Annotated in this window: 14 protein-coding genes; 6 read left to right on the top strand and 8 right to left on the bottom strand. The window is 65.3% G+C overall.

The features are described 5' to 3' along the window. Nucleotides 1-13 precede the first annotated feature (13 nt). The 3 genes from CHRYSEO8AT_RS11520 to CHRYSEO8AT_RS11510 all read right to left on the bottom strand — a co-directional run bounded on the left by CHRYSEO8AT_RS11520 (nt 14) and on the right by CHRYSEO8AT_RS11510 (nt 4,434). On the bottom strand, nt 14-3,280 hold the full coding sequence (locus tag CHRYSEO8AT_RS11520) for a family 78 glycoside hydrolase catalytic domain (RefSeq protein WP_159850132.1): 3,267 nt from the start codon (nt 3,278-3,280) through the stop codon (nt 14-16). A gap of 87 nt (nt 3,281-3,367) precedes the next feature. After that, nucleotides 3,368-3,766: a hypothetical protein gene (locus tag CHRYSEO8AT_RS11515; RefSeq protein WP_159850130.1), complete on the bottom strand. Its 399-nt coding sequence runs from the start codon at nt 3,764-3,766 to the stop codon at nt 3,368-3,370. Nucleotides 3,767-3,813: 47 nt separating this feature from the next. Then, the gene (locus CHRYSEO8AT_RS11510; RefSeq protein ID WP_159850128.1) at nt 3,814-4,434 is read right to left on the bottom strand and encodes a TetR/AcrR family transcriptional regulator; all 621 of its coding nucleotides are present in this window, start codon (nt 4,432-4,434) and stop codon (nt 3,814-3,816) included. A gap of 280 nt (nt 4,435-4,714) precedes the next feature. Between CHRYSEO8AT_RS11510 and CHRYSEO8AT_RS11505 the strand changes: the two genes are divergently transcribed. After that, the gene (locus CHRYSEO8AT_RS11505; RefSeq protein WP_159850126.1) at nt 4,715-6,253 is read left to right on the top strand and encodes a carboxylesterase/lipase family protein; all 1,539 of its coding nucleotides are present in this window, start codon (nt 4,715-4,717) and stop codon (nt 6,251-6,253) included. A gap of 20 nt (nt 6,254-6,273) precedes the next feature. On the opposite strand, the gene CHRYSEO8AT_RS11500 is transcribed toward CHRYSEO8AT_RS11505, so the two are convergent. After that, nucleotides 6,274-8,241: a cellulase family glycosylhydrolase gene (locus tag CHRYSEO8AT_RS11500; RefSeq protein ID WP_159850124.1), complete on the bottom strand. Its 1,968-nt coding sequence runs from the start codon at nt 8,239-8,241 to the stop codon at nt 6,274-6,276. A 95-nt stretch (nt 8,242-8,336) separates the two neighbouring features. Between CHRYSEO8AT_RS11500 and CHRYSEO8AT_RS11495 the strand changes: the two genes are divergently transcribed. The 3 genes from CHRYSEO8AT_RS11495 to CHRYSEO8AT_RS11485 all read left to right on the top strand — a co-directional run bounded on the left by CHRYSEO8AT_RS11495 (nt 8,337) and on the right by CHRYSEO8AT_RS11485 (nt 11,857). Then, nucleotides 8,337-9,743, top strand: coding sequence for an MFS transporter (locus CHRYSEO8AT_RS11495; RefSeq protein WP_159850122.1), 1,407 nt, complete (start codon nt 8,337-8,339; stop codon nt 9,741-9,743). A 10-nt stretch (nt 9,744-9,753) separates the two neighbouring features. Beyond that, on the top strand, nt 9,754-11,397 hold the full coding sequence (locus CHRYSEO8AT_RS11490) for a tannase/feruloyl esterase family alpha/beta hydrolase (RefSeq protein WP_159850120.1): 1,644 nt from the start codon (nt 9,754-9,756) through the stop codon (nt 11,395-11,397). A gap of 100 nt (nt 11,398-11,497) precedes the next feature. Continuing rightward, a complete protein-coding gene (locus CHRYSEO8AT_RS11485) occupies nt 11,498-11,857 on the top strand; it encodes a hypothetical protein (RefSeq protein WP_159850118.1) in 360 nt (119 codons plus the stop codon). Nucleotides 11,858-11,981: 124 nt separating this feature from the next. Here the strand turns inward: CHRYSEO8AT_RS11485 and CHRYSEO8AT_RS11480 are convergent, their stop codons facing one another. Continuing rightward, nucleotides 11,982-13,022 (bottom strand): hypothetical protein, encoded by a 1,041-nt coding sequence (locus CHRYSEO8AT_RS11480; protein ID WP_159850116.1) that lies wholly within the window; start codon nt 13,020-13,022, stop codon nt 11,982-11,984. Between the two features lie 122 nt (nt 13,023-13,144). On the opposite strand from CHRYSEO8AT_RS11480, the gene CHRYSEO8AT_RS11475 reads away from it, so the two are divergent. Then, nucleotides 13,145-13,864: a response regulator gene (locus CHRYSEO8AT_RS11475; RefSeq protein WP_159850114.1), complete on the top strand. Its 720-nt coding sequence runs from the start codon at nt 13,145-13,147 to the stop codon at nt 13,862-13,864. Continuing rightward, nucleotides 13,864-15,240, top strand: coding sequence for a cell wall metabolism sensor histidine kinase WalK (locus CHRYSEO8AT_RS11470; RefSeq protein WP_159850112.1), 1,377 nt, complete (start codon nt 13,864-13,866; stop codon nt 15,238-15,240). Before CHRYSEO8AT_RS11475 ends, CHRYSEO8AT_RS11470 begins: the two co-directional genes overlap by 1 nt. Before the next feature lie 479 nt (nt 15,241-15,719). Here the strand turns inward: CHRYSEO8AT_RS11470 and bglX are convergent, their stop codons facing one another. The 3 genes from bglX to CHRYSEO8AT_RS11455 form a co-directional block, all read right to left on the bottom strand. Next, nucleotides 15,720-18,041 (bottom strand): beta-glucosidase BglX, encoded by a 2,322-nt coding sequence (gene bglX / locus CHRYSEO8AT_RS11465; RefSeq protein WP_159850110.1) that lies wholly within the window; start codon nt 18,039-18,041, stop codon nt 15,720-15,722. 42 nt (nt 18,042-18,083) lie between these two features. Beyond that, nucleotides 18,084-19,502 (bottom strand): mannitol dehydrogenase family protein, encoded by a 1,419-nt coding sequence (locus CHRYSEO8AT_RS11460; protein WP_201304420.1) that lies wholly within the window; start codon nt 19,500-19,502, stop codon nt 18,084-18,086. Nucleotides 19,503-19,579: 77 nt separating this feature from the next. Further along, a complete protein-coding gene (locus tag CHRYSEO8AT_RS11455) occupies nt 19,580-21,922 on the bottom strand; it encodes a TonB-dependent receptor (protein WP_159850108.1) in 2,343 nt (780 codons plus the stop codon). Nucleotides 21,923-21,978: the final 56 nt, after the last annotated feature.

Here is a 21,978-nt window from a genome sequence, read left to right as displayed (position 1 = left end):
GTCGGATCGTCGCTTATCTTGGCGTGAAAATGAAAGTCGTCGCGCCTGGGGCCGCGGCGTAGACGGCATGCCCGTTTTCGGCGCGCAGGAAGCGCGCGCCTCGCGGCCCACGCTTCAGACGCTCTCCGCCGTTGGGCAGCCAGACCTCTGCGCGCGTCGCGCCGGGAACGACAACGTCGAGCACGGCCGCCTCCCCCTCCCTGCGCCAGGCCGATCTGACCTCGCCGCGCGGCGTGTCCACCCGGCCCGTCGCGTGATCAAGCCCCGTCGGCAGGGCGGGGCGAATGATCAGATCGGCATAACCGGGCGAGTCCGGCCGGATGCCGGCCAATCCCTCGTAGAACCAGTCGCTGATCAGGGCGAAGTAGTGGTGGTTCCAGGAGCGAGAATTCAGCCCCCACCCCTCCAGCATCGAGTTGATGTCATTGGCCAGCCAGAAGCCCCAGCTGGGCTGAGTCACCTTCGTGGCCACGCGATAGACGGTGTCGACGTGGCCATAGTCCGTCAGCAGGGTCAGGCCATACCGAAGCGGATAGACGCCCATGGTCAGCGTATAGTCGTTGGCCTCCAGATCGGCGGCGACAGCGTCGGCGACCTTCTGCTGCTCGCCGTCGGGCACGATTCCGAAGGCCAGAGGCAGGATGTTCTGGGTCTGGCTGAACGGTGGCGGCGGTCCGTTCTCGATGGCGCGCGTGACGTAGCGATGGGTCTGCGCATCCCAGTATTTGCGATTATAGGCGTCGCGCACCTGAGCTGCGAGCGCCGCATAGCGAGCGGCGTCGGCGCTCTTCCCAAGTGTCGCCGCGTTCCGCGACAACATGGAGACCATGTAGAAATAATAGGCCGAGGCCGTGGCGTCGACCGGACCGAACGGCCCCTTGCCCGCGTAGTCGCCCAGACCCTTGGCATAGGTGAAGTCGGGCGCGGTGACGAAGGTCGAGGTATAGTCCACCAGCCGCTTCTGCGCCTCGTACATCGAAGCGATGATCCGCGCGTCGCCGTAGTGGCGCAGCATGTCGTCGGAGATGACGAACATCGCCGCATCCCATGACGGGGTCGGACCCCAGATATAGGACCAGCCCGGCGTCTGGTCGAAGCCGTAATAGGGCGTGGACGGCACGATCTCGGGAAGCTCCCCGCTGGGCGCCTGGGCGTCGCGGAAATCGGCCAGCCATTTGCTCCAAACCCGGGCCATGCCGAAGTTGACGCCCGCCGCCGCCGCAGAGGCCTGGGCGTCTCCCGTCCAGCCATTCTTCTCCAGGCTTGGGGTGTCGCTCATCATGCCGTGCATATTGTTCAACAGCGCGTTCTGCGACGCCTGCTGAATGCGATTGAGCAGATCGCTGCCGCTTTCGAAGGCGCCTATAGGGGCCACGTCCGAATGGATGATCTCGGCAGTGACGAAGTCCTCACCCGGCGTCGCCCCAAGTCCCTCGACCTGCATGTAGCGGAAGCCGGCATAGCTGAAGCGTGGCGCCCAGTGTTCGACGACGCCCCCCTTGAACGTGTACTGATAGGTCTGGAGCTGAGCATCGATCAGCCCGCTGGCAACCAGGGCCGAGCCGTCTTCGGCTTTCTTCTCGGTCAGGACCAGGGTGACTGTACGGCCTGCCGGGCCCGTCATCGTCAGCTGAGGCCGCCCTGTGAGAATGCGCCCGAAGTCGAACACCCAGACGCCGGGACGCACCTCGATCCGGGCGACAGGCTGCACCTGCGAGATGGGACGGATCGGCTCTGCGGCCGCGGCGACGAGCCGGCCCGCAGGCGCGACCGCCTCGCGCGCCGGAGACCAGCCCTGGTCCGCAAACCGCACGGACCGCCAACCCACCGGCTCGCGGCGCGCGTCATAACGTTCTCCGGCATAGATGGAGTCGCGCAGGGTCGGCCCGTCCGTGGTGGTCCAGCTCTGGTCCGTCATCACCACCTCGTGGCGACCGTCTTCGTAGGTAATCTCCAGCTGGGCGCGCAGCGACGGCTCGGCATGCCAGGACGCCTTGTGGAAATACCACTCGTTCGGCTCGGTCACGCCGTACCAACCCCGGCCCAGCTCGGCGGCCAGCACATTCTCGCCTGGAGTGAGCAGACCGGCGACATCGTAGGTCTGGTACAGGACGCGCTTGCTGTAGTCGGTCCAGCCCGGCGCCATCGGCAGCTCCGACACGGCGTCCCCGTTGACCGTCAGATCGGCCCATCCCCCCGCTGCGACGTACAGACGCGCGGAGGTGACCTTCCCGCCGGCAACCGTGAAACTACGACGCAGCAGAGGTGCGGGATGAGACAGGGGGACGACCAGGTCCTTGGTCGGCACGCCTGACGCGAGGATCAGACCGTCAGGTCCGACACTGCCGCCCGTCAACGGGTTTTCACCATTGGCGAACGTGGTCTCGAACGGCGCGCCTTCGGTTGGAACGACGGACAGACGATGGATGACGGCGGCGTCGGGTGCGGCGGACATCAGCCCCACCGTGCCCCGCGTTTGGCTGGCGTCGCGCCTCTCATCGATCAACCGACCGTCCAGATGGGTTACGATTCGATCGCCGACAGCTTCGATGCTCAGGGTGTGGCGGCCTTGGCGCAAAGCGTCCGCCGTCATGCCGAGAGGAATCTTTCCCAGCGTCGTCTGGTTGACCACCGCCCGTGCGCCACCCGGATAATGACGGACTTGAGCCGTCAGGACGGCTTGCCCCTCATCCTCCCCGACGCGCCAGACATAGGCCTCACCATAGGTCTTGCCCTCGGGCGAAGCGCGGAAGAGCACATCGAACTGGCGGCCCACCAACGTGAAATCGACGGTCAGGGTCGCATCGGACCAGCCCCTAGGCGCTTCGGCGTTGCGTTGGATCCAGGTTGCGGTCCAGTCCGACGGCTGCAGAAGGCCCATTTCCCAAGAGGCGGTGTTGCTCCACGGCGAGGCGCGGCCCCGCCCGTCCCAGGTCCGGACCTGCCACACCCTGCGCTCACGCGACGACAAGATCGGGCCTTGATAGAGGGCGGCAGCGTCGGTCGATGAGGCGACGCGCCCGCTGTCCCAGGTGACCTGTCCGGCGACCAGGGCGCGCTCGGACACGCCGACGCGCAGTTGGTACGCGCTCTGCGCCCTCGCGGCCGGGGGCCGCCACGACAGGCGCGGCTGAGGCGTATCGATGCCAATGGGATTGGCCGCGTCATTCGCCACCAGGCCCCAGGGGCGATCCGTCGCTTCGACATCACTGGCGTGCGAGGCGCTTGCGGCGAGCGTCAGAATGACGAAACCCGCCATAGCCAGCTTGAGCATCGACATGGCGGGCTCCCCCCGGAGTTCGCCGCCCAAGCGGCGGTCGTTACGGACGGACGGGGCGAGGTTCCGCCCCGTCAGTGCAAATGACGCCTAGGCGCCGGGTGCGGCCGGAATGGCGGCCAGAAGCGCATTCAGCTCCGCCAGAGCGGCATCATCCAGATTGGCCTGCGGAAACTCCGCTAGCTGGCGCGGCGACAGGCCGGCGATCATCTCTGCCAGACCGGCGGTCTCTTCCGGCGTCATCGGCGGAGCGCCTGCGGCGATGCGGCGTTTTTCGAAGAACTGGCCCACGACGACCTTGGCTTGAGGATCGGAGGTCAGCTCGCCCATGGGCGTGTCGATCGAGAACTTCGCCGCAGCCGTCGTGGCCGCAGGCGGAGCGGCGGGCGGAGCGGCAGGCGTCTGGGCCAGAGCGGGGGCGGCAGCCGCGGTCAGGGCGAAGGCGGCGGTAAGGGCGAAGGCGGCGGTAAGGGCGAGTTGACGGATCATGGTCGTTTCCTGTGTTTTTGTTGGGTGTGGAGTGGAAGAGAAAACTGTCAGCGAACAAGGACCTTCATCAGCGCGTCGGCGTGCGCCTCGATCACGTCGGGATCGGAGGGGTCGATGTTCCAGACGCGCCGGACTTCGGGTGCCAGCGCATAGAAGGTCTGGGCCGCGCCGACGAAAATATAGACCAGGGCGGGCGTCGATACGTCGGGCAGTATGCCCTCACGCTTGCACATTTCCATGAACCTGCCCGAGACGCGGCTGATGTCGACAATGAAGGTGTCCGCAGCCCAGTTCAGGCGCTCATTGTCGCGCATGCTCTCCTGGACCATCAGGCGCGCATGCTCGGGATGCTTGGCGTAATACAGCACCACGGCGCGGATGACCGCGCGAGCATAGGCCTTGAAGTCAGCATGGACCGGGTCGTCGTACCGCGGCATGGCCAGTTCCTGGGCCTGCCGCTCGAACAGGAAGGCCACAGCCGCGCGCCAAAGGGCGTCCTTGCTGGAGAAATGGTATTTGATCAGCGCATTGTGCGCGCCGGCCAGCGCCGCAATCTCTCGCGTCGAGGCGCCGTCGAAGCCCTTTTCTGAGAACACTTCCAGCGCCGCCTGAAGCAGGTTGGCCTGGGTGGCTTCGCGTTGCTGGACCCTGAGATTTACCTTGGCCAAAACCTTGCACCTGAAGACTGCGTCATACTCTGAGCGAGCGCCGAGCTCTCGCCGACCCTGATTGGCGCTTTAGGTTGGGTCGACATCGAAATCTTCCGACATCTCTCCGCCAAAGGCTGCTCGACATTCGTTATGCATCTGCATAGCGTATTGTGCAAGCGATCCGAACAAGCAGCGGAAGTCATCCGTCGCGCCGATCAGGGAGACATATCAGATGGTTCAGACATCTCATCCGTCGAATGCCCGTACCCTCCTCACGATTGCCTGTTTGGGGCTGACCTTGACCACGGCTTCAGCCTGCGCCCTGCCGCCGATCCCTGCGGGGGCCCCGCCCGGTCCCTCGATCGAGATGCGCATCGCGCAGGGGCAGATCCTGGGTGTGGATGAGGGCGCGGTCCTGTCGTTCAAGGACATTCCGTACGCGGCCCCGCCGGTCGGTGGGTTGCGCTGGCGCGCACCGCAGCCCGCGCCGCACTGGACCGAAGTTCGCAACACCACGGCCTACGGCGACGATTGCATCCAGTCGCGACCGGCCTGGGACGACAGCCAGTCGCGCCAGCCAGTCAGCGAAGACTGCCTGACGCTCAACGTCTGGACGCCCAAGGCCCGGCCCGGCGGCCCCGCTCCCGTGATCGTCTGGATCCACGGCGGCGGCTTCGTCATGGGGTCCGGCAGCCAGCCGATTTTCGACGGCGAGCGCCTTGCCGAGCGTGGCGCGGTCGTCGTGACCTTCAACTATCGCCTCGGCCGGTTCGGCTTCTTCGCCCACCCTGCCCTGTCGGCTGAGACCGGCGACGCCCCTACGGGCAATTTCGGCCTGATGGATCAGGTGGCGGCGCTAAAATGGGTGCACGAGAATATCGCGACCCTGGGCGGCGATCCTTCTCGCGTGACCATCATGGGCCAATCGGCGGGCGGCGGCTCTGTCTTGCAACTGATGACCATCCCGCAGGCTCAAGGCCTGTTCCAACGCGCCGCCGTGCAGTCTGGCGGCGGACGCGATCATTGGCCCGCGCTGCGCGAGGCCGGCGACAAACGCTCGGCCGAGAGCGTGGGCGTCGCCTTTGCGACAGCGCAAAATCTGACGAACGCCTCTGTCGCCCAACTGCGCGCCATTCCGGCCGACAAGGTCCGAGGACGTCTGGATCTGCTGACGCCCGAAAAGGACACCTACTCCGGCCCCATGATCGACGGGCGGTTCGTCTCCACCCAGGTCATGGAAGCCTTCGCGAGGGGCGCGCAGTCGAACGTGCCGCTGATCATCGGGGCGACCGATCTTGAGCTGGGCGCTGTTCCCGCCGTGTTTCGCGGCATGCTGGCGGATCGCACGCTGCAGGATGTGGGCGTCTCTCGCGAGGCCCTGCTAACCATCTATGGCGACCGCGACAGGCTCAACGCGCTCATGCCCTCCGAACTCACCTTTATTGAGCCGGCGCGGCGTCTCGCCGCGCTTGCCGCCACCGATGGCCGTCCCGTCTGGCTCTACAGCTTTGGTTATGTGCCCGACGGCAAACGCCACGATACGGCCGGCGCCGCCCACGCTACCGACGTCGCCTATGGCTTCGACACCTTGGGTCGCCTCAAGGACGCGCCAACAGAAGCAGATCAGCACATCGCCACCGCCATGGCCGACTACTGGGTCGCCTTCGCCCGTGACGGTCGCCCGGATGAGGCCAACCAGCCCGCCTGGACGCGCTATGATCCCCGGCGCGATCAGGCCCTGCTGATCCGCAACACGGGCATTTCGATGGGAACATCGCCGCAGGCCCCGCGCCTTGATACTCTCGGCCGGATGCGCGACGAGACGCCTGTGCGCTAGGGAACGGGGGCTGCCTCCCCTTATTTCGCGTCCGATTTGGCGTGAGAGGACGTCAGGACGATCTTGAGCAATCCGCCTTCTGACGCCTTCACGCGCACGGTCTGCGCCTTGACGTCATGCGTCGCGGCCGCCTTCACCCCGCTCGTGGCGATATCGACGCCGTGCGGATAGCGCCAGTTCGGCACGAAGATTTCGGTAGCGTCTCCGATGGCGGCGTCCACCTTGATGACCGCGTCCAGACACGCATCGCCAGCGTCAAAGGCCATTGAAACGATCAGGCCCTGCGCGCGCTGCACGTAGGGGCGCGAGAAGCCCGCCAGAGCGCGACTGCCCGAAGCCGGATCGTCGACCGAAGTCACCTGATCGACCGAATAGATCGAGAGGTCTTCCTGGTTCCAGCCATCGCCGATCCGCAGATCGTTTCGGTTGGTGGCGGAATAGTTCCACTGGGTCGAGGACAGCAGCAAGGCGTCCAGAGTGTCGTACATGGCGCCCAAGGCCTTGGCGTGCGCACGCCAGACCTGCTCGCCGCGTTCGCCTGTCGCCCAGCGGTCATAGGCCTCGCCATTGTTCAGGTCGTAGGGGATGCCGAACTCGCCAATCAGGGTCGGCGCGCCTTCGTCGCGCATGGTCAGGCCCATGGCGCGGATATAACCGAGCTGAAAGGCGTAACGCTGGCGGTCCGCCTCTTGATCGGCCTCTGGGTCAAACCGTTTGGTCCCCAGAATGTCCATGTCGTACCAGTGACTGGCGTTGACCGTGCGGGGCGGCATCGGCTTGGGGAAGGTCTTTCCCTGAAGCATCAGATAGGGGCACATCTCGCCGAACAGCAGCCAATCTTCCCGCACGCTGCGCAGGGTCGCGGCCACCTTTCCAAAGAAGGGCTGCATGAAGTCGTATTCGTGATCAAATGCCCGGCCGTCGCGCGTGCGGAAGAAGTCCTCGTCCCCGACCACTGCCTGCCCATCCACCAGTGACCAGGCGCCGGCCGCCTCGAATGGGTCCGGGCCGTCGTTCAGCCAGATCGACACCTTGCCTGGATTGAGCGTGATCTCGCCCGTCGCCTTCAACTGCCTGTCTTGGCCGCGTTCGAACACAGGCAGGCGCACCTTCAGCCCACGCGCCGCCTTCAGCGCGTCCAGCGGCGTCCACGACGGCCCCGGCCAGATGGGCGTGGCGTTGGCCCCGTCCGGGCCGGCGCGACGCTCCGAAACCTTCTGTCCGATCCAGCCCAGTCCCGGCTCGTTCAGACTGTCGAAGCCGATGACGTTCGGCAGGTGCTTGAGGCGTTCGGCGACCGCCCGCACGGCACCGAAATAATTGTCTTGCAGGAAGTCCTGCACGGTCTTGCCCGCGACCTTCCAATCGGGCGTCAGGGTGGCGCCGGCGAAAAACGCCGTCCACATCACACCATTGACCGGCATCTGGTAATTGCGCGGCCAACTCATCATCGGATAGCGTTCTTCCTGACGATGCTCGGTAGAAGCGTAGTCGTACCGCTGCTGCATGACGTGAACCGCGTCGGCCGCGTCGAAGGCGGCGAGGTTCAGGCCCACGGCCTCGAACGTCCAGCCGGGAGCCCCGTCGCCGCCGCTCATTCGGCTCCAGACGTCCTGGTGAAAGTCGATGAAGACGGCCAGCCCATGCTCTCCGGCCTTGGCGCAGACCGCCGTCAGATAGTCGAGATAGTCCTGGTCATACTGGCCCTGCCCCGCGTGTTCGACGGCTTCCCAAGTCGTCAGCAGCCGCAGCACATTGAAGCCCCAGCTTCGAATTCGCCCCAAATGCTCGTCCGCCTCATCCAGCGGGAAAGGGCGTCCGACGAAACTGACCTCACGGTGATCGGAAAAGTCCCGCGGCGGATTGAGGCCGGCATGGCTCAACGGAATCTTGGCGTCGCCGCCGAGGTTCACGCCTCTCAGAATGACGTGCCGCCCCTGGGCATCGACAAACCGTGGGCCGTCGATGTCATACATCAGTTGCTGCATTCGCCTATCGACCTCGCCTGAATTTTCGTTATACGTTCGCACAATAAGAATAGGTCTGGGCTCAGTCCAGCCGTAAAAACATGGGGCTGGAGACGATGGGGAACGCTGGAACCGGATCGGCGGCCGCGCCACTGCGTATATCGACGACGCGCAAGCTGGCGATCGGCGTTGGCGATTTCGGCTGCAACCTATACTGGCAGACGACCCAACTCTATCTGCTGTTCTTCTATACAGACGTCATCGGTCTGCCCGCGACGACAGCGGGCCTGATCTATATGGCGGCCCTGATCTGGGACGCCGCCATGGACCCGATCGTTGGTTTGATCGCTGATCGCACGCGAAGCCGTTGGGGCCGTTATCGTCCCTATCTGGTCTTGGGCGGTCTCGCCTTGGCCCCGGCCTTCGTCGTCTTGTTCATGGGACCGAGCAGCCATGTGGCGGGGGCTGTGGCCTTCGCCCTCCTCAGCCAACTGGCCTTCCGCACCCTCTATGCCGTGGTCGCCATACCCTATGCGTCCCTCTTCGCCCGCGTCACCCACGACAGCGCCCAGCGCGGTGACCTGACCGGGTTTCGCATGGTCTGCGGCGCCCTGGCCGCCATCGCCGTCGCCGCCCTCACCCTGCCGCTCGCCACGGCCTTGAGCGATGGAGCTGGCGGACGCCAGGGCTGGATCATTGTCGGCGCGGCGTACGGCGCGATCGCCACCCTGTGTTTGATGCTCACGGCTTGGGGGAGCCGCGGTCTGGACGTGCCCAATGAAGCGCCCTCGGCCAGACGCCCCTTCGCCGATGTGTGCAAGAGCCTGGCGTCGAACCGCGCGCTCCAGCTGTTGCTGACCGCCATCGTGATCAGCTCTTTCTCGAGCACGATGTTCTCCAAGAACCTGCTCTACTATTTCAAATATGTCGTGGGCGACGCTGAACTGGGCAGTATCGCTCTCGCCGTCATGGCCCTCACGATCGTCTTGACGACGCCGCTTTGGGCCGTGGCGCTACGCGTGATCGGCAAGCGCAACGCCTGGCTGGTCGGCGCGGTGCCAGCCATCATGGGTCTGGTGTTCTGGCATCTGGCCGACGGCGAGGAGATCGGCCTGCTGTTCGCCGCTCTAGTTCTGCAGGCGATCGGCGCCGCCGCCTATGTGGTCTGCTTCTGGTCCATGCTGCCCGACACTGTCGAATACGGCGAGTGGCGAAGCGGCGTGCGCACCGAATCCTTGGTGTTCGGCCTGACCGTGTTGGCGCAGAAGCTGGCCCTAGGCCTCGGCGCGGGCGTGTTGGGGTTTGCCCTGACCCGTTTCGGCTATCTTCCGAACGTCGCTCAGAGCCCGCAGACCCTGGCCGACATCAAGGCCCTGATGTTCTGGGCGCCTCTGGTCGGCGTCCTGACGTCGGCAAGCCTGATCGTCTTCTATCCGATCAATCGGCGCACCCATGCCGCGATGGTCGACGAAATCGCAGCCCGCACGATGGTCGCGTCCGCAACGCCTTCTCATCCCGCCTGAGACCCTGATCATGATCCTCCGAAACAGCCTGGCGACCGCGACGGCGATCGCAGCCCTGACGACAGCCTTCGCCGCCAACGCACAATCCTCGCCTTCCACGCCTTCATCCCCCGCCACCGGCGTCGACCCGGCCTGCGCCAGACTGATGACCGTGCGTGTCGAAAATACCCGCGTGGACAGCACCGTCGCCATGAAGACCGGCGATCGCCAGCCCATCGACGCCTTCGGCGTTCCCGCCCTTCCGGCCGAAACCGCCTACTGCCGGGTTTCGCTGACGCTGACGCCGGCGCCGGGCTCGGAAATCCATTCCGAGATCTGGTTGCCGCTGACCGCCAGTTGGAACGGCAAGTTTACGGCTGTGGGGAACGCCGGGTTCGGCGGCTCGCTCGGCCCGCCCCGGCTGGCCATGCGGCCCACGATCACACAGGGCTATGCCGTCGCCGCCACCGATATGGGCCATACCGAACCCGGCGCGGACGGCAAGGACGCCTCCTGGGCGCTCAATCAGCCCGAGCAGATCATCGACTTCGGTCATCGCGCCAACCATGTGACGGCTGTCGCCGCCAAGGCTTTGATCGAGGCCTATTACGGTCGGCGTCCTTCGCGTTCCTATTTCCAGGGCTGTTCGGACGGCGGGCGCGAGGCCCTGATGGCCGCTCAACGCTATCCAGACGACTTCGACGGCATCGTCGCGGGCGCGCCAGGCGCCTCCTGGACGCGGCTGATGACCACCTTCGCCTGGTCGTGGAAGGTCGCCCATGAAAATCCCGACAGCATCCTCAAGGCGCCGAACCTCGCCCGCATACAGGCCGCGGCCCTCGCGGCCTGCGACGACTTGGACGGCGTCAAGGACGGCGTGATCGAAGACCCCCGCCAATGCCATTTCGACCCGAGCACCATCCTTTGCAGCAAGGACGCGACCGAGGGCTGCCTCAGCGACGAGCAACTGACGGCGCTGAAATCTCTCTATGGCGGCCCGCGCCGCGGCATGACCGGGGCGTCCCTCTACCCCGGCTTCGCGCCTGGTGGAGAAGCGCAGCGCGGCGGCTGGAATCTGTGGATCACCGACCCCACGGCCCAGCATCCCGATTTCGCCCGCTCCTTCTTCGCCAACTTCGTCTTCAACGACGCCAACTGGTCGCTGGGTCAGTTCGATTTCGATGCAAGCTTCGACACGGCGCAGGCCCGCATGGCTGGCATCGTCGATTCCGACAGTCCCGATATGGCGGCTTTCAAGGCGTCTGGCGGTAAACTTCTGATCTATCACGGCTGGAGCGACGCCGCCCTCCCCGCAGAAGGCACGATCCGCTACTTCAATAGGGTACGCGATGTCATGGGCGCAGACGAGGTCGATCAGTTCGCGCGGCTCTTCATGGTCCCGGCAATGGGCCATTGCCTTGGCGGCCCCGGTCCAAACGCCTTCGACATCCTTGGCGAACTGGACAAGTGGGTTGAGGGCGGACCTGCGCCGGAAAGGATCATCGCCAGCAAATACGCCAATGACCTGGCGCTCCTATTGAACATGCCGACCGGCCAGGCCCTCAGCACCCGTCCGCTGTGCGCCTATCCCAAGGTGGCCCGATGGGCCGGCGAGGGCGCGACAAACGATGCAGAGAACTTTCAATGCATCCTTCCTCCCGAACCGGGCATCTAGACGACGGCCGAATACACAGCCCGAAGACCCGCGTGCCCAACCACGTGCAGCTAAAACACGCGACCTTAGTTAGCTTCACAGTTTTAAAATGGACGCCCGCATGAAAAAGTACCCTTTGCTCCTGATCGCCATCGGGCTGTTCTGTCTTCTGGTGGGCGGTGTAATGAAAGTCACCGCTGGTCCCCCAAGCGCCGATCCGACTCTGGCAGCCCAGTGCCGACAGAACGTGACGGAGCGCGGCGGCGATAGCGCTCTGATGGTCCAATGCGACGAGGCGGCCTTCGCCACGGCTTTGACGGCGACAGATGCAGAGCAAGCCGCTCAGGCCATCAGCGCAGCGAATCAGAATGAGATCGGCGGCGGCATGATCTCCATGTTCCTGATCGGCATCGGCCTCGCCTTGCTGGCCGGCGGACTGTTTCTCCGTTTCGGAAAACGCCCTGATGCCGTGCGATTGTAGGACGGCTTTCAACGTTAGAGCCTCGCCCACTGACTCGGCAGCGGCGGCCTAAAGTTGAAACATCCGGGGTTGGTCGAGATGTCGCGCAAGTGCGCCAGCCGTGTCACTACGCGCAATGCAGAGTTCAGCGCCCCTCGCGCCACAGGCGGTCGAGGCCGTCTATCGTGTCAGGCAGACCAAGCGCCGCGCCGTCTGTCGACAGCCAGGCCTCGAACGTCCGTCCGCCGGCCAAGGCCTGGGCGATGTCGGCGAAGACCGTGGCGCGTCCGGTCTTGTCGGTGAGGAAGTCCACGAACCCTCTGGCCTGGATATAGAACAGCCGCTCCTGGGCTGCCGCGCTGGGAGCGCCGCCCGCCGGGGTATAGACCAGTGCGATCCCACCGCCAGCCGGCAGGTTGGGCGGGTTCATCTGAACACGGGCGAGTGCAGGATGCGCCCGTGACAGGAAGCCCTTCAGATCGATCAGGGTGTCCCGTCCCGCGACGGGACCGATCGTCGGGACCACCTCGCCTCGCAACAGTTGCTGCATCTGCGCGCGACGGCGATCGGTGGTCGGTGCATCCTCCAGAAGGACCGCCGCCAGCTCGTCCAGCCAGTCGGGGCCGGGGCCGCCGTAATGGCTCACGCCCTCATCGCCTTGGTCGACCCTCGGCCAGAAGGCCTGGGTGAACCACAGGTGGCCCAGCTCATGGGGCAGCATGCCGGCGTCCAGCGCGGCCTTGCCGCCCTCTGCGCCGCCGTTGACCAAGGCCCTGGCCACCATCTGATCCGCCTGGGCGGCGCCCAGGCCCTGTGACGATGCGAACTGGCGTGCCGCCGTCTCGATGCCCTGTCGTCTGGCCCGGTCGAAGGCCTCAGGGTCCGGCCAGGGCAGGACGTGGACGAACCCCGCCGTCTCAAGCGCGCCGCGGTCCAGCGGGGTCGGAGACGAGGTCACGGCATAGGGCGCGATGTCGCGTGCGAAATAGGTCTGGAACCGCGCCTCTCCGGCCGAGGCGTGGCGCGCCAGGGCGTCCGCATTGGCCCGATCCATCGCCAGGGCCACGCCGTGCGGCGTCTCGGTGCAGACGGAATAGGCAGGCGCGGCGGCCAGGGCGCGTTGGCAAAGGCCGGACTGAACATCGGCGGGTTCCTGCAGCACGGCAGCAAGGGCGATGGCGATCATGAAGCGGCTCCAGAAAGTTCCGCTTCAGGTTTGGCCGATCGTGTATCGGCATGATGTCGAATCCCGCGCGGCTCGGGCTATTCCGACACATGATCGATACATGGGTTCGGGATGGTCGGCGGATGGACGCTCACAGCACAGTGCGGATCGCGGACATCCTGATCGTCGATGACGATCCGGGGGTGCGCCGGGCCTTGCTGGATTACCTGACGGGTCCCGAGTTCTCGGTACGCGGGGTCGAGGGCGGCGTCGCCATGGATGCGGCGCTGGCCGTCCGTGTGCCGGACCTGATCATTCTGGATGTGATGATGCCGGGCGAAAGCGGGCTTTCGATCTGTCGCAGGGTCAGCGGTCGTGCGCCCGTGCTGATGCTCAGTGCGGCCGGCGAGACGACGGATCGCATCGTGGGCCTCGAACTGGGCGCCGCCGACTATCTGGCCAAGCCCTTCGAGCCACGCGAACTGCTGGCGCGTATTCGCGCCATCCTGCGTCGGCCCGCCATCGCGCGCGAGACCACGCCGCAGGACGGTCGATACGGATTTTCCGGCTGGCGTCTGGATTGGGCGGCGCGGACGCTGCACGATCCTGAGGGTCAGCCGCTCAGCCTGACCTCCGGCGAGTTCTCGCTCCTGCTGGCCTTCGTCGAAAGGCCGGGTCGCATCCTCAGCCGGGATCAGCTGCTGGCGCTGACCCACGGTCCTCTCGCCGAGAACTTCGACCGGGCCGTAGACCTTGCGGTCAGCCGGCTGCGCCGCAAGCTGGAATGGGAGGGGCGACCGCCGTTGATCGAGACCGTCAGGGGGCTGGGTTATCGCTTCTCTTCCGAGGTGGGTCGCCCGTGATGCGGTGGTCCCTGCGGCTTCAGGTGGCGGTGTTCACGGTCTTGGGAATCCTGGTCTGTTTCAGCGTCAGCTTCGTCGTCGCCCTGTGGTTCCCCACGCCCGAACCGCGACGGGTTTCGGTGGCCGAGGCCGTCCAGGCGCTACAGGCTCCAGAGATCCTGCCGGGTTGGCGCCGATCAGTGATCGACGCCCCGCCATTCCAGACGGCGGCGCAGGGACAGGACATCGTCATTCGCGCCGGTCTCGCGTCCGAACTGGGCCTGTCGCCGGATCAGGTGCAGGTGCGATCGCTTCGCCAATCGAGACCACAGGCCCCGCCCGCCCTGGCGACACGGTCGAGCGCCGGGGGCGTCCTGTCGGAGCGCGCCACCCAGTTCATCGCCCGCCTCGCCCTGTCCCCCGGCACGCGCTTCGGCCTGTTCTCGACGGCCGTTCAGCAACGGGATGGATCCTGGCTTTATCTACAGCCCAACACCGCATTTGTGACCCCGGAGCGTCTGCGCATGCTCACGGCCCTGGCCGTAGCCGCCGCTGTGATCATTCCACTGGCGTTGTGGGGATGTTCCATTCTGACCGCACCATTCCGACGTCTCGAACAGGCGGCGGCGGACGATACGCGGCTGGACAGCGCGAAATGGGTCGGGGGGCCGGTCGAGGCGCAAGGGGCGGCGAAGGCGATGGACGCCATGCGCCACCGCCTTCTGGATCATCTTCGAAGTCGCACGGCAATGATGGCCGCCATCGCCCACGACCTGCGAACGCCCCTGACAGGCCTTCGCCTGCGCGTCGAAGGCCTGACCGGCGCGCCGCGTGACGAAGCCGTCGCCGACATCGCCCGCATGGAGCGGATGATCGCCCAGCTGCTGACCTATGTGCGCGGCGAGGAGGTGGTCTGGACCACCGAACCCGTCGATCTCGCCGATGTGCTGAAAGACTGTGTGTCGCGTCAGCGCCTGCTAGGCCATGACGTGTCCTTGACGGCGACAGGCGAGCATCTCGTGCTCGCCGACCGGGACCAGATCGACCGGGCGCTGTCCAACCTGATCGACAACGCCGTCGTCCACGGCGGCCGAGCCCAAATCGGCGTCGTCACCCAGGACGGCTTCGTGACGTGCACGATCGACGACGACGGCCCCGGCCTGACGCCCGACCAGATCGACGCCGTCTTCACGCCCTTCCACCGCCTCGACCCCTCCCGTAACCGCAACACGGGCGGAGCCGGATTGGGCCTTCCCATCGCAAAGGCGATCCTCACCCGCGCCAAGGGTGAAATTGAACTCAGGAACCGTACCGCAGGCGGTCTGCGCGCCATAGTTGAACTACCAGCCTTGGAAACGGAGCAAGACGGACCTCTGCTCGCAGTGACACTTCCGTAAATGGCGTTTAGACGCAAAGCGACGTCCCCTCCCCTGCTCCGGATCGTCCGTAACGCGCCATATGCAGACATGGGGGCACTGCCGGGAAGCGGACCTTCCGTGGATTGCCCAACATACCTCGTCGCCGACGACACCACTGACATATGGCGATTAGGGGTGACGCTCGGCAATAGCTTTGTTGCTCAGCTTAGGGCAATTCTACTGGCCTTGAGAAGTGCAGCGAAGCCGTCGAGACTGCGAATGCAGGCTCGGAGGAAGATTGACGCGTTCGTTGTTTGGGTCTCCACCTGATCGCGAGGCAGAAGGTGCCCCCCGCTGTAGGCTAGCGCTTGGGCTGCTCACTAGAACGGCATCGGCCGGATTGGGTCTGACCCTGCCTGAATCAGTGACACGAAAGCGAACATCTGATGTATTCATCGGGTTAAGCCCCCGAAAAGCAAAGGCAGGTAGCCCTACCAGTCCCTGCCATCGCATAACCTTCAGCGAACGACTTCAAAACCTGTCTGCAGCGCGGCATTTGAATCTCCGCCTACCCAGACATCGAACTTGGCAGCATCTACGACCCAGTCTCTGTCGGCCGCGCTCCAATATCGCAGCTCAGCCTCGCGCAGGGTGAAGGTCACGGTGCGGCTTTCGCCCGGCGCGAGGGTCACACGCTGGAAGCCTTTAAGTTCGCGAACCGGCCGGGTCGCTCGGCCTGATTTCTGGTGGATGTACAGCTGCGCCACCTCGTCGCCGACGCGATCACCAGTGTTGGTCACCGTCGCCGTGATCTCGACAGGCTGTCCGAGACCGAAGGTGGGGCGGGACACCTTCAGATCGGAGAAGGCGAAGGTCGTGTAGCTGATGCCATGGCCGAAGACGTACAGCGGCGTCGACGCCACGTCCCAATAGCGTTTGGCCGCGTCCTCCGGCGCCTTGGTCGTGGCCTGGGAATAGTAGACCGGGATCTGACCCACGCTGCGCGGCCAGGTCATCGGCAGCTTGCCGCCCGGATTGACGTCGCCGAACAGGGCGTCCGCCACGGCCGCTCCACCCTGGGTGCCGGGGTACCAGGCCTCCAGGATCGCCGGGACTTTTTCGGCGGCGTCGGCGATGTCGAGCGGACGTCCGTTCATCAGGACGACGACCACCCGTTTGCCGAGCGCCGTCACCGCATCCAGCAGGCGTTGCTGATCGCCCGGCAGAGCGAGGTCCGTCCGAGAGGCCTGCTCGCCGCTCATCAGCTGGTTTTCACCCAGCACCATCACGACCACGTCGGAGTTGCGCGCCAGTTCGACGGCGCGATCGAACTCCTGAGCATCCTGCGCTTCGGGCCAGGCGGCCGCTCGCGGACGCAGCTTGGCCAGATCGGGCATGATCTCGAACAAGGACGGGTAGGTCCGTTTGATCTGCACGCCCGGGGCGGTCTGAACCACGCCGTTCGCCCCGACCCGGTCGCGGATGCCTTCGTAGATGGTGATGGTTTCGTTGGGATCGTGCGCAAAGACCCAGGAGCCAAGGGTGTCGTCCTTGGAATCCGCCATGGGCCCGATCACCGCGATCCGTTGGCTCGCAGCCGGGTTCAACGGAAGGGCGGCGTCGTCGTTCTTCATCAGCACCAGCGAGCGGGCGGCGGCCGACCGGGCCTCCGTGCGGTGCGCCGGATCGGCCAGGACGCCCGCCGTCAGGGAGGCGTCGACGTAGGGGTTCTCGAACAGGCCCATCCTGAACTTGGCGACCAGGATGCGACGCACGGAATCATCCAGGACCGTCACGGGCACCTTGCCGTCATTGACCGCCTGGACGAGGTTGGCATAGGCGGCGTCCCCCAGCGCCATTTCCATGTCGTTGCCGGCGTTCATGGCGCGAACCGCGGCGTCCGCTTCATCGACGGCGAAGCCTTGGGTCGTCAGGCTTTTCACGCCGTTCGCATCGCTGACCACGAAACCCTTGAAGCCAAGCTGGTCGCGCAGGACGTCGGTCAGCAGCCATTTGTTGGCGGCGGCAGGGACGTCGTTGATCTCCATATAGGCGCTCATGACATTGCCGGCTCCGGCCTCGATCGCGGCCGCGAACGGCGGCAGATAGACGTTGTAGAACTGACTGTCCGACACGTGGACGGCGTCATAGTCCCGCCCGCCTTCGGAGGCGCCATAGGTGGCGAAATGCTTCGGCCCGGAAATGATGTGCCCCGGCGCGCCGATTGTTTCACCCTGGAAGCCGCGCACCTGAGCCCGCGCCAGGGCCGAGGCCAGATAGGGATCTTCTCCCGGTCCCTCGACGATACGGCCCCAGCGGGGATCGCGCGTGACATCCAGCATCGGCGCGAAGGTCCAATGGATGCCGCTGGCGCGCGCCTCGTTGGCGGCGACAGCCTGTGCCCGTTCCGCCGCCGAGGGATCCCAGGACGCCGCCATGCCGATCGGCATGGGGAAGATGGTCCGCAGGCCGTGGATCACGTCGAACCCGAACAGCAACGGAATGCCCAGTCGGCTCTCTTCGACCGCGACGCGCTGCAACCTGTTGATCACATTGACATCGGTCACGAAAAGCAGCGAGCCCGCGCCGGCCCGGACCTTGGGTTCGAAAGTCGCAGGGTCGCCGAACATGAAGAACTGGCTGACCTGGGCCGCCTTCTCCTCAAGCGTCATGCGGGCCAGAAGCGCGTTCGCCCGCGTCGTGGCGTCGGTCTCGCTGACCGGCGTCGCAGCGGCGCTCGACGGGGCGACAGACGACGCCGATGCACTGGCTGCAGCGGCCGATAGCGTCAGGACGCAGGCGGCCAGCACGACCATTTTGGACTTTTTGGAGTAACGCATCGGTTTCCTAACCTGGGTTGCGGAGCGTGGAGGATAGAGAGATCAGCCGGTTCGGCTTTCGTCGTGGATGAGTTCCGTCAGGCGCGCGAGATTGACGGACGACGCCGTCCACTGGGCCGACAAAAGACCGCCGCGCCCGAACAGCGCCGCAGCGATCTCCTTGGCGCCGGCCTGCCGCCACAAGTTGGCGAGCCGATTTGCGAGGGGATCGACCACCGGGCCATGGTCTCCGCGGATGAAGACCACCCAGGCCGCCAGCGCGTCGAGCGTGGCCGGGCAGGGTCGATCGGCCGCCTGATGATGCGCGAGCACCGGCAGCCAACGCTGAACGATCTTCTCCGACCCATCCCTAGCGATCTGATCCAGACGGTGATTGAGCGCGGGATTGGCGAACCGCTCGATCAACCGATCGGCGTAGGTTTGCAGATCCTGGCCGGGCGTCGGAGACAGGCTCGTCGCGGCCTCCTTTCGCATCAGGCGTTCGACGCGATCACCGATGCGGGGATCGCGGATCGCCTCATGGACGAACACCCAACCCTCACGCACCCCTATATAGGCCAGGGCCGAATGGGCGCCATTCAGCATTCGCAGCTTGGCGGTCTCGTAAGGTGCCACGTCGCCGACGAATTGGGCGCCGCCGGCGTCCCAACGCGGGCGGTCGCCAACGAAGGCGTCCTCGACCACCCATTGCGAAAAGGGTTCGGTGAAGACGGCGGCGTGGTCGTCGACGCCCAACCGGGTCGTCAACGCGTCACGGTCAGCCGCCGTGGTCGCAGGGACGATGCGATCCACCATGCTGGACGGAAACCGGCATTCGGCGCGCGTCCAGGCCGCGAGTTCGGGATCGGCGGCGAGCAGAAACTGATCGAGCCAAGCCTCCAACCGCGTGCCGTTGGCGGCCAGATTATCGCAGGACAGAAGGGTTAATCCACGCCGTCCTTCGGCCTTTCGCTCGTGAAGCGCGCGGCGCAGGAAGCCGTATATGCTGAGCGGCGCGCCCTCCCCCTTCAGGTCTGCGGCCACTGCCGGCGAAGCGAGGTCGAGGTCTCCCGACGGTCCGGCGAGATAGCCCGTCTCGGTCACCGTCAGGGTCACCAACCCCGTGGTTTCAGCCGCCAGCGCGTCGATCACGTCGCGCAGCGATTGGGGGGCGAACAGGACGTCGTTGACGGATCGGACAAGTCGCGTGACCGCCCCCTCGCCCGACCTTTCCGTGACGGAGAACAAACCGTCCTGGGGCGCCAGTTGGTCTCGCACGGTCTGAGAACGCAAGGACACGCCCAGGATGGCGCCCGCCAAATCCCCATGCTCAAGCGCCGCATCCGCATAAACGGCCTGGTGTGCGCGATTGAAGGCGCCCGTGCCCAGATGAACCACGCCAGGCGTCTGCGGCCGATCATAGACGGACCGCAATATGCGGGCGTCCAGCATCTCGGTGGAAGCATTGCTGAGGCGCGTCACATCACAATCCTTCAGGCTTCAGACATCGAAAAAGCAGCCCGACCCCAGAGGGGCCGGGCAGTCTCAGGATAAGTCGCTTAGAAGCGCGCGCGGGCGCGAATGCCGAAGTAGCGCTGCGATGCGCGCGGCAGGATTTGCGACACGGCGTCGGCTACAGTGTATCCGCCGCCCAGCGCCGTGGTGGAGGCGCCCGTGGAGGGGCTGATCGTGGTCGCATAGTGCTGGTCGAACAGGTTGTTGACGAAGACCGTCACGCGGTAACGCGAATCCGGCGAGCTCTCGAAGCTGACGTTGCCGTTGAAGACGCCATAGCCTTCCTGTTCCTGACGCGGATTGTCGCCCAGGGCGAAGTTCACTGCGGTCCGGTATGCCCACTCGCCGGAAATCGCGGCGTTGAACGGCAGGTTCGGCAGATCCAGGTCATAGGTCCCCGCGATCGAATATTTGAACTTGGGCGAGTTGGTCAGGCGTTTGCCGGCAAGATCCTGCACCCCGGTCAGAACCGTCGGGCTTGGGTTGAGGTCTCGGCAGCCTTCGGCCGCCGTCTGGCCGTTGTAGCAGGGCGCATTGGGGAAGTCGGTAACCTCGGCGTCGATATAGGCGGCGGACACGTCGAACCGCAGATTTTCCGTCACCCGCGCTGCGCCGTCCACTTCCACGCCCCGGCTTCTGACGCTGCCGACGTTGCGCAGGCGCGCGACGAAGGTGCCCGGCGCGGCGGGATCTTCTTCGATGCTCTGGGTTTGGAAGTCCGAATAGTCGGTCCAGAAGCCGGCGATGTTCGCCTGGACCCGGCCATCGAGGAAACGCCCCTTCATGCCGACTTCATAGGCGTCCGAGGTTTCAGCATTGACCGGCCGCGCGGCCTGAGCCGGGGTGAAGCCGCTGCTGACGTCGAAGCCCTGGCCCTTGTAGCCCGTGGCGAAGGAAGCGTAGGCCATGATGTCGTTGGTCAGATCGTGCCGCAGCGCAACCTTGTAGGTGGTGCGCTCCTCGCTCGCGTCCCCGCTGCAGGTGAACTGGCAAGTGGTCGCCGTGGCGAGCCGGTTGGTGAAGTCGACGCTGATCTCTTCCGAATTCCAGCGCAGGCCCACATCCACATGGGTTCGCGGCGAGAAATCATAGGTGAACTGGCCGAACGCCGCGTAGGTCGTATTGGTGACGCCCGCCGCGAAGTTGGTCGGGAAGGTCGGGCCGCGCACCAGGGTTCTGTCCGTCTCGGAGTCCGAATAGAACAGGCCGAGCAGATAGTGGAAACGATCACCGCCCGTGGACGCCAGACGAAGCTCCTGCGCCAGGCTGGTGGTGTGGAAGCTGGACCGCTGGATAATGCCGTCCGGCACAGGCGCGCTGTTGGGGTTGTTGGCGTCCGTCAGCGTCGGCGTGGCGATATTGTCGAAGTCCTCGCTGAAATCGTACTTCCAGTCCTGATAGCTGGTGATCGACGTCAGGGTCGCTGCGCCGAAATCATACGATCCCTTGACCGCGAAGACTTCCGACTCGCTGTGGTTCAGGGGCTCGAAGTTGATACGGACCTTGTAGTTATCCGGGCCGAGCTGAATTCCGGCAAGATTGCCGGACAGCGGTGCGCCGACGATCCGAGCGCCCGGCGTGGCCTCGCGGAAGGATCGGACGTTGCCGTTAACGTCGGATTCCGAATGGCTCGCCGTCAGCGACAGTGAAAGCTGGTCCGTGGGCTGAAGGTCCAGACGCGCGCGGATACCCCACGCATCCTCGCCATTCAGCAGATTGCCGGTGGTCAGGTTCTTGAGATAGCCGTCACGCTCGGACGCATAGGCGTTCAACCGGAAGCCGGCGCGCTCGCCCAGCGGCCCGGCGATCGATCCTTCCAGCCGGGTCTCCTTGTCGGTGGTGGCGGCCGCCGTCAGCGAACCGCTGAGATTTGCAGTCGGACCCTGGGTCACGATGTTGATGGCGCCGGCCGAGGCGTTCTTGCCGAACAGGGTGCCTTGCGGGCCGCGCAGCACCTCGATGCGGGCGATGTCGGCCAGCGGAGAGAAGGCCTGCGCCTGTTGGACCAGCGACACGTCGTCCACGACGGCGGCGACGGCGGACTCGATGCCGATACTGAAGGCCGAGGTCCCGATGCCGCGAATATTGATGCTGTTATTGGTGGCCTGACCAGATTCGGTCACCGTCAGGCTGGGCGCCAACCGCGCCACATCCGCCACTTCCGTCACGTTGCGGTTTTCCAAGGTCTCGGCCGTCAGCGCCGTCACCGCGACCGGAACGTCCTGAAGCCGCTGCTGCCGCTTCTGAGCGGTGACGACAACCTCATCCAGGGCATAGACCGTGGAATCGTTTGTCTGGGTCGGAGCAGCAGCGGTTTCCTGAGCAAAGACCGGAGCCGCCAGGCCCGAGAGGGCCACCGACGCAAGGAGCATGGATGTGTAGCGCATATTGGTAACCCTCCCGTGTGCATTTGTGCACTTATTGGTATGACCAGTTAATCTGG

The organism is Brevundimonas sp. G8 (genome assembly GCF_902506205.1).
In the GTDB taxonomy this organism is placed as follows: Bacteria; Pseudomonadota; Alphaproteobacteria; order Caulobacterales; family Caulobacteraceae; genus Brevundimonas.
The sequence above is the reverse complement of the archived record's forward strand: the minus strand, read 5'-3'. Positions and strand labels throughout refer to the sequence as shown.